Source organism: Spiroplasma turonicum, assembly GCF_001262715.1.
GTDB lineage: Bacteria > Bacillota_I > Bacilli_A > Mycoplasmatales > Mycoplasmataceae > Spiroplasma_A > Spiroplasma_A turonicum.
In genome coordinates this window covers 269,810-285,464 of record NZ_CP012328.1, presented here as the reverse complement: position 1 = coordinate 285,464, position 15,655 = coordinate 269,810, and the positions used below count along the sequence as shown (strand labels likewise).

Annotated in this window: 11 protein-coding genes; all 11 read right to left on the bottom strand. The window is 24.6% G+C overall.

The window, feature by feature from the left end; translation table 4 throughout:
- Position 1: 1 nt before the first annotated feature.
- The 11 genes from STURON_RS01380 to oppD all read right to left on the bottom strand — a co-directional run bounded on the left by STURON_RS01380 (position 2) and on the right by oppD (position 15,646).
- On the bottom strand, positions 2-925 hold the full coding sequence (locus STURON_RS01380; protein ID WP_075048097.1) for an RluA family pseudouridine synthase: 924 nt from the start codon (positions 923-925) through the stop codon (positions 2-4).
- Positions 903-1,673: a signal peptidase II gene (locus STURON_RS01375; protein WP_075048096.1), complete on the bottom strand. Its 771-nt coding sequence runs from the start codon at positions 1,671-1,673 to the stop codon at positions 903-905. Before STURON_RS01375 ends, STURON_RS01380 begins: the two co-directional genes overlap by 23 nt.
- Positions 1,673-4,396, bottom strand: coding sequence for an isoleucine--tRNA ligase (ileS, locus tag STURON_RS01370; protein ID WP_075048095.1), 2,724 nt, complete (start codon positions 4,394-4,396; stop codon positions 1,673-1,675). The genes STURON_RS01375 and ileS overlap by 1 nt, the downstream gene beginning before the upstream one ends.
- Positions 4,397-4,691: 295 nt before the next feature.
- A complete protein-coding gene (locus STURON_RS01365; RefSeq protein ID WP_075048094.1) occupies positions 4,692-5,039 on the bottom strand; it encodes a hypothetical protein in 348 nt (115 codons plus the stop codon).
- Positions 5,040-5,046: 7 nt separating this feature from the next.
- On the bottom strand, positions 5,047-6,072 hold the full coding sequence (locus STURON_RS01360) for a hypothetical protein (protein WP_075048093.1): 1,026 nt from the start codon (positions 6,070-6,072) through the stop codon (positions 5,047-5,049).
- On the bottom strand, positions 6,051-7,028 hold the full coding sequence (locus STURON_RS01355; protein ID WP_075048092.1) for an ABC transporter permease: 978 nt from the start codon (positions 7,026-7,028) through the stop codon (positions 6,051-6,053). The genes STURON_RS01360 and STURON_RS01355 overlap by 22 nt, the downstream gene beginning before the upstream one ends.
- Positions 7,029-7,042: 14 nt before the next feature.
- A complete protein-coding gene (locus STURON_RS01350) occupies positions 7,043-8,311 on the bottom strand; it encodes an ATP-binding cassette domain-containing protein (RefSeq protein WP_075048091.1) in 1,269 nt (422 codons plus the stop codon).
- A 12-nt stretch (positions 8,312-8,323) separates the two neighbouring features.
- Entirely contained in the window at positions 8,324-9,256 is a 933-nt protein-coding gene (locus STURON_RS01345; protein ID WP_075048090.1) for an alpha/beta hydrolase, read from the bottom strand.
- A gap of 75 nt (positions 9,257-9,331) precedes the next feature.
- The gene (locus STURON_RS01340; protein WP_075048089.1) at positions 9,332-11,620 is read right to left on the bottom strand and encodes an ABC transporter substrate-binding protein; all 2,289 of its coding nucleotides are present in this window, start codon (positions 11,618-11,620) and stop codon (positions 9,332-9,334) included.
- Complete coding sequence (gene oppF, locus STURON_RS05985) at positions 11,621-13,783, bottom strand: oligopeptide ABC transporter ATP-binding protein OppF (RefSeq protein ID WP_075048088.1); 2,163 nt, start codon at positions 13,781-13,783, stop codon at positions 11,621-11,623.
- Positions 13,784-13,786: 3 nt separating this feature from the next.
- Positions 13,787-15,646, bottom strand: coding sequence for an oligopeptide ABC transporter ATP-binding protein OppD (oppD, locus tag STURON_RS05980; protein ID WP_075048087.1), 1,860 nt, complete (start codon positions 15,644-15,646; stop codon positions 13,787-13,789).
- Positions 15,647-15,655: the final 9 nt, after the last annotated feature.

The following is a 15,655-nucleotide window of genomic DNA, read 5'->3' as shown; positions in this document are numbered from 1 at the left end:
TCTACACCTTATTTTCTATCATACTAATTTTAACATTAAATTCTTCTGGAATGTCAGATACAAATTCTAATTTTCTATTTGTTATTGGGTGAAAAAACTTTAACTTATGTGAGTGTAAATATTGTCCATATTCAATTTTAGAATCTTCTTTATAAGAATATAAATTATCACCTAAAACAGGATGTTTAATGTAACTCAAATGAACTCTAATTTGATGTGTTCTTCCAGTTTCAATAACACATTTAAGTAAAGAAAATTTGTTATATCTATTTAATACTTCAAACTTTGTAACCGCTCTTTTAGAATTAACTTCTGTTACTGACATTTTTTTTCTATCAGTTCGATGCCTACCTATTGGTGCATCAATTAAACCTGAATTAGGTTCCACATTACCATGCACTAAAGCAATGTATTCTTTATAAACTTTATTTTCACTTAACATTTTTACAAGCTTTTTGTGAGCAGCATCGGTTTTAGCCACAATTAATAAACCCGTTGTATTTTTATCGATTCTATGAACAATACCAGGTCTATAACAACCATTTATTGATGACAAATCTTTAATTTTATATAATAACCCATTCACTAAAGTTCCACTTAAATTTCCAGGAGCTGGGTGAACCACCATTCCATTTGGTTTATCAACAATTAATATATATTCATCTTCATAAACAATTTTAAAATCTAGATTTTCAGGTTTAGCATCTAAATGTTCTGGCTCAGGAATTATTATTTCAACAACATCTCCATCTTGAAGGATATATTTAGATGTTTGATATTCATCATTTACTTTAACATTATTATTATCAATTAGCTTCTGTATGAAAGTTCTTGATAAATCATACTCCTCTAATAATGATTTAGTTAAATACTTATCTAATCTAATTGACTCTGATGTAAAATTAAGCACTACTTTTTGTTCCATTTAATATTTCCTTTTTGTCAAGTTTTCAATTAGTTTTTAATTCTGACTTCCTTTTAATATAATTTAAAAAACTTATATAATTATCATTTTTTTTAGAATAAAAATTTGACCAATAAATAATGTATAAATCATTAATAGTTACTTTATAATCAATATACTTTTTATATAGTTCTTCATTTCTTTTGTAATAAACTCTCAATATTTCTTCAATAATATACATAACAAATGCCAAAATTATTAAAACAACAGAAATATTAACAAAAACATCAGCAAAATTAAATATATAATTATTTGAACCTAGAAAGTTAAAGTCTCAATGTAAAAAGTCAATAACTCCACCTCGTACACCAGTTAATGATTCTTCTGGCGCTCATGCTCTTGCTAACAAGTTACCATAACTTCCAGCTACCATAAAAGTCAAGCCTATTAATCAATATTTTTCGCGCACAAATAAAAAAATAATTAGTATTAATATTGAAACAACAGCTGCAATTGATATAGCAAGAGTTGGACTATTAGAATTCATTCCATAAGCAGCACCTGGGTTAATTTTATATTCTAAATTGACTAATCCTTTTATAAATGGTTTTCTTTCTCCTTGAGACATAGTCCCTTCAACAAGAGCCTTAGAAAATCAATCTACAAACAACAAAAAGGAAATTATTGGTAGACAAATTACAACCTTAAATTTCCAATTGTATTTATAATTTTTTAAATACTTTAATAAAAAACTAATTTTTGATTTCATTATAACTCACCTAACTGTTTTAAAACATCATAACAATTATTGCATACACCATCGATTAAATTGTCATTTAATGTTCAACATCTGGCACATTTTTGCCCTACTTTTAATTCTACATTAATTTCAGCAAGCTTGTCATTATCATTTGTTATATTTTGTTCAAAAATTATTGAATTAACTATAAATATTTTATTTAAATCCTTAATTTCCTTTACAAAATTGATACTATTATTTAGTTTAATTTTTAATACTGCGTCAAAATTTTTCTTAATAATTTTATTATTTCGAGCTTGTTCAAGCGCTTCATATGCAATATCTTTTAACTTCATAATAAGTTGTCACTTTTCATCAAATTCATCATTCTGTTTGAAATTTTGTTCTTTGTTATCTAATAAATGAATTGATTCTTCTTTATTTTTTAAAGACATATTCTGATAAACTTCTTCTACTGTATGTACTAAAACAGGTTTTAACATATCAAGTAATGCTCATAATTGTTCATACATGACTGTTTGAACTTGTCTTCTTCTTAATGAGTCTTTTGAATATACATATATTATGTCTTTTATAAAATCAAGGTAAAATGATGATAAATCATTAACAATATAATTATTTAAAAGTTTAAATCCTTGATTAAAGTTATAAATATTTAAAGAGTTAATAAACTTTTCTTTAACCTTAGATAGTTTATGTAATGCGTACTTATCAACTTCTTCTAAATTTTTTTTATAATTTATATTTGGATCAAAATCTACTAAATTATTTAATAAAAATCTTAAGGTGTTTCTAATTTTACGATAAGATTCTGAAACTTGCTTAATAATTTCTTTACCTAATCTTTGATCATCTGTAAAATCAGTTGTAAATACTCATAACCTCAGTATGTCTGCACCTAAATCATCTGTTATAGCTATTGGGTCAATAACATTACCAACTGATTTAGACATTTTTTTACCTTTTTCATCATTAGTCATACCATGTGTTATAACAAATTTATATGCAGGTTTTCCATCATAGACAACTGAATTAATTAATGAAGAGTTGAATCATCCCCTATATTGGTCATTTCCTTCTAAATATAAATCAAATGGTCTATCAAATCCAAAATTTTGTTCTAATGCGATATTTGAAGAACCAGAATCAAATCAAACATCTAATATATCTTTTTCTTTTTCTCAACCTTTATTTTTATATTTTTCAGGTAAGAAATGATCTGTATTATTACTAAACCAAGAGTTAGTACCTTCTTTTTCAATAACTTTGATTGCAAAGTCAATAACGTCATTATCTAAAATAGGTTTTTTATTTTCATCAAAGAAGGCAATAATTGGAACACCTCACAACCTTTGTCTAGAAATTGTTCAGTCATTTCTTTCTTTAATTATATTTCTTAGTCTTTCTTTTGATCATTCAGGGTTTGTATTAATTTGATTTACTATTACATTATCGATTTCATCTTTAACAGAACTTAAACCTACAAATCATTGACTTGTTGCTCTAAAAATTATTGGAAGTTTTGTTCTTCAATCATGTGGATATGAATGTTTAACAAATTTAAGCTTTAAAAGTATTCCTCTTTTTTCAAGATCCTCACCAATTATTTTGTTTGCATCTTCATAGAATACACCCTCTAATCTTTTGTCATTTATTGTTACATCAAACTTACCTTGGTTATCAATTGGTGCAAATGGTTTTATATTATAAGATTTTACAATTTCAAAGTCATCTTCACCAAAACCACCAGCTATATGAACTAAACCAGTTCCTGATTCACTAGTAACATGATGACCTAAAACTGTAAAACTTGTTTTATTTTCATACCATGGATGTTTATAGGTTAGATTTGTTAATTCTTTTCCTTTGTATATTGAATTAACTTTGAAATTTTCAAGTTCAATTGTATTAGTAAAATTTTCAACTAGGTCATTAGCTACTATATATTTTTTATTATTAGATAAATTTTCAACTAATGCATAGTCTAAATCTTCACCCAATGCAATTAATTGGTTTGAAGGCACAGTCCATGGTGTAGTTGTTCAAAATACTAGAAAAGTATTTTTGAAGTTAGCATCATTTAATATTTCACATGCAACATAAATACTTGGTGACCTTACTTCTTTATATTCTATTTCTGCCTCAGCTAATGCAGATTCACTTGAAGGAGATCAATAAATAGGTTTTAAATCTCTATATATTAAATTTTTTTCTACCATTTTCTTGTATAATTTTAATTCACTCATTTCAAAATCATGAGATAAAGTTAAATATTTTTTATCATAGTCACTAAAAATACCTAATCTTCTAAATTGATTAGATTGTACTTCAATTTGTTCTAAGGCATATTTCTTACATAATTCTCTAAACTCAACAGGTGGTGTTTTCTTTCTATCAACACCTGTTTTTGTAACTGCAGTTTCAATAGGTAGTCCATGTGTATCTCACCCCATAATATAAGGAGAGCAATATCCAGTATAGTTTTTTCATCTAACTATTATATCTTTTAAAATTTTATTTAATGCATGACCAACATGAATGTTTCCATTTGCATAAGGTGGACCATCATGTAATACAAAACTTTTTTTACCTTTATTTAAGTTTATTTTTTTATTGTATATATCTTTTTTAGTTCATTCTTCTTCTATAATTGGTTCTTTAAGTTTTAAATCAGCCTTCATATCAAAATCAGTTTGATACATTAACAAAGTATCTTTATAGTTTTTTTCCATAGTATTCCTCCTAAAAAATAAAAAAAACTCCAAAAATAGGAGCGAAATATCGCGGTACCATCCTAATTCAAACACAAAAAAATAGATTTTTATGTTCCTTTATTTTAGTATTTACGCAACCATAACGAAGAGTTCTAATAAGTAAAAATACCGTTCTTCTCTCATGCCTAGAAGTAAGTGATAAATCATAAATTTTTCTACTAATTTTCACCAAACATTAGCTCTCTACAAGAAAAGTTTTTATAATTGTTGTCTTACTTATACATTTTAATAACTATATTTATTATATACATATTTATTTGCTATTAATAATTTTTATTACAATTTCTTGGATTTTATTTTTTACAATATCAATATTTTCATCTAATAAATGAGAATTTTTATTTAACAGTTCATTAACATACTCTTCATAATTAGAAGGATTTGATTTTATTTTTTTTAATGTTAATGTAAGTTCTTCTTTAAAACTATATGCAAAACTAACAGCTTTAAAAATTATTTTTTCAGCATTTTGTCTAGTAACTTCATAAATTCCTTTTACTTTATCTATACCAGTATTTAAATAATCTTCTTTTGTTTTAAAAACTGATAGTTCATCTTCTAACTCTTTAATTTTGTTTTTTAATAATTCTATTTCTTCCATTTTGTACCTATTTTTTCTCTTGTTTTCTAATTTTACTTTTTTGAACGTTGTTTCTAATTAAATCAAAGTGTCCAGTTTCATTTAAATGATTTATTCTTAATTCATTTAATTCATCAATATTAGAACATCTTTTAATATCTCTAATGTATTTATTAGATAACTTTGCAATTACACTTGATCCATAACCATCTTTTTTAAATTGTTTATTTCTATTCATAAGATGAGTTAAATTTATAATAAAGAATAAGAATATAAATAAAAATGTCACTAAATAAGGTAATCATAAATAATTAGTAAGCTTGAAATCAACACTTGAACTTGGAAAATTAGGTGAGCTATAAACTAATGATGTCGCATTAACCCATCCAGCTTGCATTACATTCATCATATATCTTTGTGGTAATAAATATAAAAGAATATTTAATCATTCTAATTTTGCTATACTTTGGTATGGAAATGCAAGTCCTAAAAAATTATAACAAAACATATAGATAATAATTACAACAATATTACCTAATGTATAATTTTTATAATAAATGTAGACTGTATAACACATTAAAATAGATAATAGTCAAAGTAAAATTGAACCACTTACAAACATAAATCAATTAACATTACTTAATAAAGTTCTTTGTTCTTTAAAAAAAATCACTGTTAAACCTAGCATGATTAAAGAAACTATAAAATTAATAGTGAAACTTGCAGCTAAATGAGATAAAGGACTTAAATAATTATTTGCTTTAGTATATGTGATTCTACTTGTAAAACCAGTTATTCTACTCATATTAATTGTTCTATAAAATGTATGACAACTATTCCTTACAATTAAACTACCTATAGCACTTGCAAAAATAAATGGGTCTGAACCTTTAAATGCTAATCAAATAAATTGTGTAAATATTATTAAAATCACACCTAAAAATACATTTAGTGGAGAAAATATAAATGACTTAATCCACAATAAATAAAGTCTAAAAAAGATTTTTGTATTAGAAGAGTTGTTTTCAAGTATTATTTTTTTGTTCTCTTTCATGACATTCTTCCCTTTTCTTTTAGTTTATGTTCAGTATTTTTATTTAACATATTTCTTAATTCAATAATTTGATCAAGTTCATCAAAACTTGAAGCTCTTTTTATAGCATAAATTATACCTAAGTGTTTTTTAGTATTAGAGTATCTTTTATATTTTTTATTATCATCTTCAAATAAACTTCTAAAAATTTTAATTACAAATATTAATGATATTAATATTAAGAGGATACTTACTAAATAAGGTATTCAATAATTACCTCCATAACTGAATGTATTGTCAGTCATCTTTGGGTCATCTATCCATCCTGATGCCATTATATTTAACATATACCTTTGTGGGAATAAAAAACTTATAATAATAACTATTTGAGATTTTTCTAATGTTCTATAAGGTATACCCAAACCTAATAAATAAACTGGTCCAAAATAATATATGTTACCTATTACATATGCTATTTCAATTTTTTTACAACTTAATGCAACTATAAAAGCCATAATATTTGATAGAAAGACTAATAGAAAAAAACCTGCAAAGAATGCCAATCAATTAACATGTTTAATTAAATATCTTTGATCTTCAAATGCCATTGCAATTGCAATTAGTGAACCTGTTACAAAAAGATTAACAATTTGATTAAACAATATCATAGTTGTAAAAACTAATGTTTTAGAAAGACTTGTGCTGAACATTCTATGAAAAAAATTGTTTTGTTTAAAATCATGAATTGTTTTAATAAAGTTGAATAAACAGTTTCTAATTGTCCCAATACCAATTGCACTTGCAAGTATAAATGAGTCATAAACTATATTTTCTCCTGCATTTTTAAATGCTAACCAAACAACCATAGTAACAATTGTAATAAATCATCCTGAAAATATTATGAATATATCACTTTTATAATTTGAAAATTGTATACTAAAAATAAGTTTAAATAGTTTTCTACCATTATATTTCATTTTGATTACCTACTTTATTTTCTTTTTTCTAATCTTTTCATTATTCTATTTTCTTGTTTCATGATTCTAATTTCTTCTTGTATATATTTTTTCTTTAATAATTTTAATCTGTTAAGATCTTTTTCACTAAGATTTGTGGTTTTTTCACTTGCATACTCTAAAATATTATTTGACTTAAATAATTTCATTAAAGTATTATCTAAATAATAAACAAAAAAAGTAATTTTATCTAAAAATGTAAATATTGATTTTTTATAAACTAAACTTGAATCTAATTTTGAAGCAAACTTTCTTGTTTTTTTGATAAATTTAATTAAGTTCAATATTAACAATTTGATATTGTCAATATTTTTTTTGCTCAATGCTGTGGTTGACACTTGTATTAACTTTTCATGTAACTCAGTTACATGATAATTAATGTTTTTTATATGTACTATATCTTGCTCATTTTCAAACTGTTCATTAATAGTTAAAAACTTATTATATTGTTCTTTAAACAAATTCAAGTGAACCTCAAAGTTTTGTAAAATAGGTTTAAAAATTGGGTCAGGAGTATATGAAACTTCTTTTTTTTCAATTGCATCCATTACTTTTAATGAATAAGTTTCGAAGTTAATAGTTGGGTCTCAATCGTCTGTATAATCATCTGATAATATTAATCCCGATTCTAGAACTATAACCCGATTACATAAATAATGAAAAGTTGTGTCATCAGGTGATATTATTACAAATGTTGCATTATTTGTTTCTTTATATTTTTTTAAAAAGTTTAATATTCTAACTTTAAAGTCAATACCTATTGTTGATGAAACTTCATCAAGCACAACAAGTTCAGGTTTATGTAAGATTGCAAGTGCAATTGAAAAAAGTTGTAATCAGGAAGTATTACAACTATTTAAAACTTTATTTCATCTTGTTGCTATGTCAAATGTAGAAATTACTTCATCGATTCATTCTTTATCATTAATATTATAAATTTCTTTGTACAAATTAAAAACTTCTCTAATCTTAAAACCATCTGGTCATGAAGTTTGTCTAAATTGAAATCCTATTGCAGATAAAGCATCTCCCTGAATAAAGTTATATTCTAAAATTCCACCAGTATTTTTAATTTGGCTAGCAATTAATCTTCCTAGAACGCTTTTACCAGATTGATTAGGACCTATTACACTTACACCTTCTCCTCTAAAAATTTTTAAATTTATTTTTTTTATAGCTCATATTTTTTTATTAAAAATTTTAGATACATTTTCAAGTGTTACAATCCAATCTTTCTGTGTCATTGTCATACCCTCTTATTTATTTCTTTTTATAAATTTAAAAACTAAGTCAATGTATTCCATGTTGTGTTCAATAAATGTTCTTATATGCTCACCAGTTTCAAATATTTTTATTTCATCTTTACTAGTGATTTGATTTCTTAATTCAAATATTTTTTCAGAATCTTTATAACTAGTAATTACATCTTTTTTTGAATGTAAGAACATAATTGGAAACGTTTTTTTGCATAAAGGCACGGTTGATATAATTGACTTTTCCAATACATCAATTTTATGTTTTTTATTATACATTTCTAAGAGTTTTTTAACAATACTCTCAGACATTTTATTATTAAAGATTTTAACATAACTAGATAATAATGTTTTTAAAACTTCATTTAAATGTAAAAAAGTTGAGTCTGAAATCCCTAAAACAACTTTATGTTTTTTAAAATTAGATGATAGAGCATACCTATTTAACACATGCGCACCCATACTATATCCAATAAGAATAACTTTTTTTACCTTAAAATTATTATTTAAATATGATAATGCAAATTCTAAATCTTTTTGTTCATTTACACCTAATGTTATTGGAGAATGATCTGAACCACCATGATTTCTGAAATCAAATGCAAAGATGTTAAAGCCAAGTTTTTTTAAAAAATAACTTGATATAAATGATGATTCTTTTGAGGATGAATAACCATGCAAACTAACTACTCAAACTTTATTTTTTTTATTATGTGAATATACTGCTTTTAAAAGTTTTTCATCAAATGATAGGAATGAAGTTTCTTGTATTTGATTATAATCTACACCCAATGAAAAACCATTTCCAATTTCGTTATCAATCGCCTCTTCGTAAAGTTTTATTATATCTGTAGATTTAAACTTGCTTAAATAATCTCTTGAATCTAAATTTTTTTTATTTAATAAATTAAATATATTATCAATCAAAAAATCCATATTATTTCTCCTTAATAATTATTATATAAAAAAACATTCAATATTTAGTTAATTCTAATTATTGAATGTAAAATTTTATTTTAAACAGTTATTGTTTTCATTATTGCCATCATTTCATTCAGCACCATATCTACAACTGTTTCAGTCTTTATTAACTTTATTTAATGCTTGATTATATTTTTCCATAAACTCCTTGATTTGTTCTTTATTAAGTAGTTTTTTGTTTTGGTAAGCTTTATAAAATTTAAATTGTGCAGTTCCAAAAGATTCATATGATCTTGAATATGGTTGAATATAATTTACAATATATTGAATTGGCATAGCCTTTGTATAAAGTGGTAACATAAAGAAATTTTTGTAAAAATAGTCATACTCTTGTTTTGCAAATCCTTCTAATCTCTTAGTAATAACTACTTCTTGATTATTTTCACTATTTTGAGTCTCAAAGTTTTTGTATTCTTCAAACATACTATTAGATTCTGTTGTTATTATTTTTTTATTAATATAATATTCTGAACCATTAAGTTGTTCATAGTTTGAATCATTTGATTTTGTTTTATCAAATATTCTAGTTGTTCCTATGTATCCTTTATAAGCTCCATTTATCAATAAAGTATCTAAGTAAGTTGATGGGTCTTTATAATCAGGTGATCAACCACTCATAAATAAATCTGTTCTACCTTCTTGACCAATACCTCGATAGTCATCAGTAGATGTTGGTGTTGTAGTTTTTATAAATATTGGATTATTCTCGATACTATTAAAACCTTTAATCATAAAGTTTATGTAAGGATTCATTGAGTTACTTGTTACAGGACTCAAAGTTAATGTTAATTCAATTTTCCCATCATCTCTGTTTGAAGCAATGTTATTTTCAGATATAAATTTATTTATAGAATTTATTAATTCAGATCTATCTTTCTTTATTAATTTTTTACTATTATCTAAGAGCGGATCGTTACCATCTTTTAAAGAATAATTATCTTCTGATTCTTTTATTGTATTAGTTCTTTCATCATAAACATCAGAAACAAACTTTGTATAATCTTTATTATCATTTGTTGGATCTTGTGATACACCTAGACCAGTATAGACATTTCTAATCATTTTTGATGGTTTTCCAACTTCATCAATTGTTTTTGAATAATATCTAACCATTTTAGATCTATCTAGTGATGTAGAAAGAAATGCTCTTACATCTCTTGATTGTAAAAGTTTAGTTGCATTTAAAGCACGTTTTTGTTCTTCAACACCTTTTGAAGCATCATTTAAGTTTCTATTATAATAATTGTAAAATAAAACAAATGTTCCAGCTAATTCAACAGATTTAGTAGAATATGTACCTTCAAAAATAGGATTTTCATAATTATCGCCAACATAATCAGTTCAACCTTTTAAATCATCAGCTGATAATATAAATCCATTTGTTGACCCAGATTCAAATAAAGTTCTTGTTCTTGAAGAAGATGCTCCTTCTAAATAATCAAATTCCAGTCTTTTAATATGAACATCATCTTTTAAAACATAATTTTCATTTTTTTCTAATATTACTTTACCATTAGGATTAACTTGTTTAGGTAAATAAGCTCCACTAAAATATGTATCTTTATAATTTTTTATGTCAGACTTTGTCTCATCATATATTGGTGAAAAAACTGAGTAAGTTAATAAACTTTCAAAAAAAGGTGCTTTTTGTATCAGTTCGAAAGTTACAGTATTATTATTATCATCTGGAATAATACCAAATTTCTTATTTTCTATTGCATCATTGAATACTTCATCAATATCTGATTGTGTAGTATTGCTATTTGTTTCTAACTCTCCAATTTTATCAAATATATCTTCAGCACCAACTATGAAACTAGTATATAAACTTGATACATCTGATGCATTACCTGGTATTAATGCATATTTTGCAGCTTTTAAAATATCTGATGGTAATATTTTTCTACCAACTTCACCATCGGCTGATACTCAATTTAGATTTTCTCTAAACTTGTATGTTCACTTAGTATAATCATCATTATGGACACCAACATAATTATATATATTATTTTTATTATCATGATTATTAGCTCCATATTCACTTTCTACAAGTGCTCCATATAATCTACCATATTGGTCTGAAGAAAGTAATGTTTCAAACGTGTTTGCTAAAAAAATAGAATCTGATGATTGCATAGTGTGGGCTGTATTCCAACTTGAAACATTATAACTATAAGTATCTTTATAAACTGTTTCATCAATTTCTCTATTCATCAAATAATCAAGTGAAATACCGCAAGATATTGTTGAAGATGCAACTATTGAACTAATTGCAGAAAGACTGAAAAAAGATAATACTTTTTTAAAAACTCTGCTCATTTAATTCAACTCCTTTTGTTTTAAGTCATTTTTAATTTTTCTAATTTCACGTTTATTTGCTCATATATAGTGTCCATCTTTTACCTCTTTAAAATAAGGTAAATCAAATAAATAATCATGATGTTCTTTTTCTGGATTATAAATTATTAATTCAGTTTCTCGTGATAAATCTGGTTCCGGAATTGGAATTGCTGATAAAAGAGCTCTAGTATAGGGATGCAATGGATTATTAAATAACTCTTCTGCAGGAGCTAATTCAACTATTTGTCCTCTATATATTACAGCTATTCTATCTGCAATATGTCTAACAACAGATAAATCATGGGCAACAAATATATAAGTTAAATCAAGTTCACTTTGAAATTTTTTAAATAAATTTAATACTTGAGCTCTTATGGATACGTCTAATGCTGATATCGGTTCATCTGCAACTATAACTTTAGGTTTCATAACTAAACTTCTTGCAATACCGACTCTTTGTCTTTGACCACCAGAAAACTCATGAGGATACCTAGATAAATGTTCAGGAATAAGTCCAACAGATGTAATTGCTTTTAAAATTATATTTTTTTTAACATCATTTCAGTTTACATCTTTTAATGTTTTTATATCATTTGGATTATTTTTGTTATATTCTTCTAAATATTTTACTTTTTCATCTTCACTTTTAAATAAATGTGGGAAATTATCCAAACCTTCTGCAACTATTTCTTCAATTGCCATTCTATCATTCAGTGATGATCCAGGGTCTTGAAATATCATTTGAACATTTCTTCTATACTCTTTTTTTTCAAACTTTGTTTTCTTATCAAACAAATATGAATTATTAACTATTTCATCAATAGATGGCATATCTAAAAATTCAATTAATTCTGCAAATGATTCTTCTTCTTGTAAACTGTATTGTTTTTCTATACCTTTTCATTTGTAATAATAATTAATTAATTCCTCATCTTTTACAATATTTCTTGAAACAATTTTATTTATAAGATTAAATTCTTCTTCAAATTTTTGGATAGTTTTATTATTTAAATTATTTTTTAAAACCGCTTCTTTTAATTCATTTTCAAATATTGTTTCTTTTAAAGTTGATAATAAATTAGTTATTTTATCAGTAATTGAATTATTTCTCTTATATATCTTTAATATTTTTTCGCAAGCTTTTAAATTAATATTTTTATCAATTCAGAAATCTTTAATAAATGAAACAAGTGTTAAATACTCAGGATCATTTCTATCAACATCATTTGACTCTAAAATTGATAATTGCTTATTACATTCCTTTCAGAAATCAAGTCTGCTTATATAAATTTTTGAATTATAATAATTAATAAATTTATCTCTTTTTTTAAGAGGAGAAGATAATGCCATAAGCTGTTGATGCATTTCTTCAAACCACTTTAGTTCTGCTAAAAAATCTTTATGATTTGATACTATATTAGATCAACATTCCATCATTTCAAAAAAATTGTTTGCTAAATCATTAATTTTTTTAATTTTTTTACTAATCTCTGAAATTTTTAATATGCTTTTATACATTACCTCGACAAACTTTTTAAGTTTTAAAATTATTTTTTTTGTTTCTTCAAGTTTTATTAAAATTGACTTTTCTAATTTAAGTGGAATATCTTTTTGAAAACTACTTATATTAGTAACAAACTTTATCATTCTATCTTCAAACATAACAATTTTATTTATTAATCTTAAGTCTGACAAAATAACATCTTTAACATATAATATGTTATTTTCCTTATTCATAGTTTTAAATTCTAAATCATTAAAATCATTTGACTTTATTTTTAAATAAACTTGTTTAAGATACTTAATCCTTTTGTCTATTTCAACTGTCGTTACACTCATTCTTGTTTTCATAATTGATATATACTTACCAATTTTTTTTATAAGAATTCTTAAATTAGTTGGTCTACCGACTAAGATTTCATTTTCAATATAAACTGTACCATCTTTAACAGGTTGCACACCAACGATTGCTCTACCAATTGTTGTTTTACCACTTCCAGATTCACCAACCAATCCAAAGATTTCACCTTTAAATACATCAAAATTAGCACCTTTTACGGCAGTATTAACTTTACCCTTAGATTTAAATTCTATTACTAAATCTCTGATATTTAATAATGTCTCAGTTAAGTTGTTAGACATATGTTATCCTACCTTTTCTACTTCTTTGATTCTTTCTTTTAAATTTTTTAATATTTTTGGTTTATCAACTTTTGGTGATCTACTATCTAATAATCAAGTTTTTGCATAATGAGTTTCACTGATTTTAAACATTGGTGGTTCTTTTATAAAATCTAATTCAAGTGCAAATTTATTTCTTGGTGCAAATGCATCACCTTTTATATTATTAAATAATGATGGTGGAGTACCTTCTATCGAAAATAACTCTTCACCTTTTTTACCAAGCTGTGGCAATGATGATAATAATGCTCATGTATATGGGTGAGCAGCATTATCAAATATATCTTTAACAGTTCCAACTTCAACTATTTGACCTGCATACATCACAGCTACTCTATCAGCAATTTTTGCAACAACCCCAAGGTCGTGTGTAATAAATATAACTGTAAATTTATATGTTTTTTGTAAAGATTTAATTAACTCAAGAATTTGAGCTTGAATAGTAACATCTAAAGCTGTTGTTGGTTCATCACAAATAAGAACTTTTGGTTTACAAGCTAAAGCAATTGCTATAACAACACGTTGTCTCATACCTCCAGAATACTTACCTGGTATGTCTTTGTATCTTTTTTCAGCATTTGGTATCCCTACTTGATTTAATAAATTAATAGCTTCTTTCTTAGATTCTTTCTTTGACATACCCTGTTGTTTTCTTAATACTTCACTAATTTGAAATCCTACTGATAATAGTGGATTTAATGATGTCATTGGATCTTGAAAAATTGTTGCTATTGTTTTTCCTCTAAGTTTTCTAACTTCTCTTATTGCTCTAATCTTATTAATTAAAGAAATATTTTTTATTTTACTTCAATCAATAAGTATATTATTGAAGTGTTCAACATCAACTGTCTTATTTAAGATAATGTCTCCACATATAGCTTTAAACTCGTTTTGAATACGATTTAAAGTCAAGTTATTTAAATAATAATTTAAAATAAATTCTTTGTCATCATTATCTATAGTTTTTGTTTCGACATACATTTTAATGATGCCAATTATTTTCATAATACTTTTTTTTGTAAAAAGATTTAAGTTTTTTATTTTTGTAATATTAATTTCATGTTCTATAATTTCTTCATATAAAGCATTTATTTCAGATTCAACTACTTTATTATTATTAATTTTTTGAATTTCAGAATTAATAAAGTCTAATTGCTTATTTACTTTTAATAACTTATTATTTTTATTAAATAAGTTTTGGTTTTCTTTTTCAAGCTTTAAAGAAATTTTATTTTTTTTAGAGTTTAAAGATTCTAATAAAGTTTTTACTTTAATTTTTGATTCTGAGTCAGTTAATTTTAAATTAGTAAGTTTAATATTTAAATCAGAGACTTTTTTTGTTAGACCTTCTTTAAAAACTTCATTATCCTCTGTTAATATCAGTTTATTTATCATATAAAGATCTTTTTCAAGGCTATAAGCTATTTTTGAAGAGTAAGAAGGTTTTAATTTATAAAGATTATCAATTTTTTTATAACAACTTCTAATGTTTTCTTTACTTATTTTGATAACAGACTTGATAATATCAGAAGCTATTAATGGATTCTGTAAATTAACAATGTCAGTTGGTTGTTTAAAATAATCAAATTCAGAGTTAGGTCTATATACTATTGAACCATTACTAATTCAACCATTTGATTCAATCATTCCAGTAAATGTCTTTGTAATAACAGATTTACCACTACCTGATTCACCAACTACTGCAAGGATTTCTTGATCATAAACATCTAAATCAACATTTCTGATAGCAGTTAAAAACCTACCTCTAACTTGAAATTTAACTTCCATGTTTCTTACTGATAAAATTCTTTTTTCTTTATTCATATTTCGATC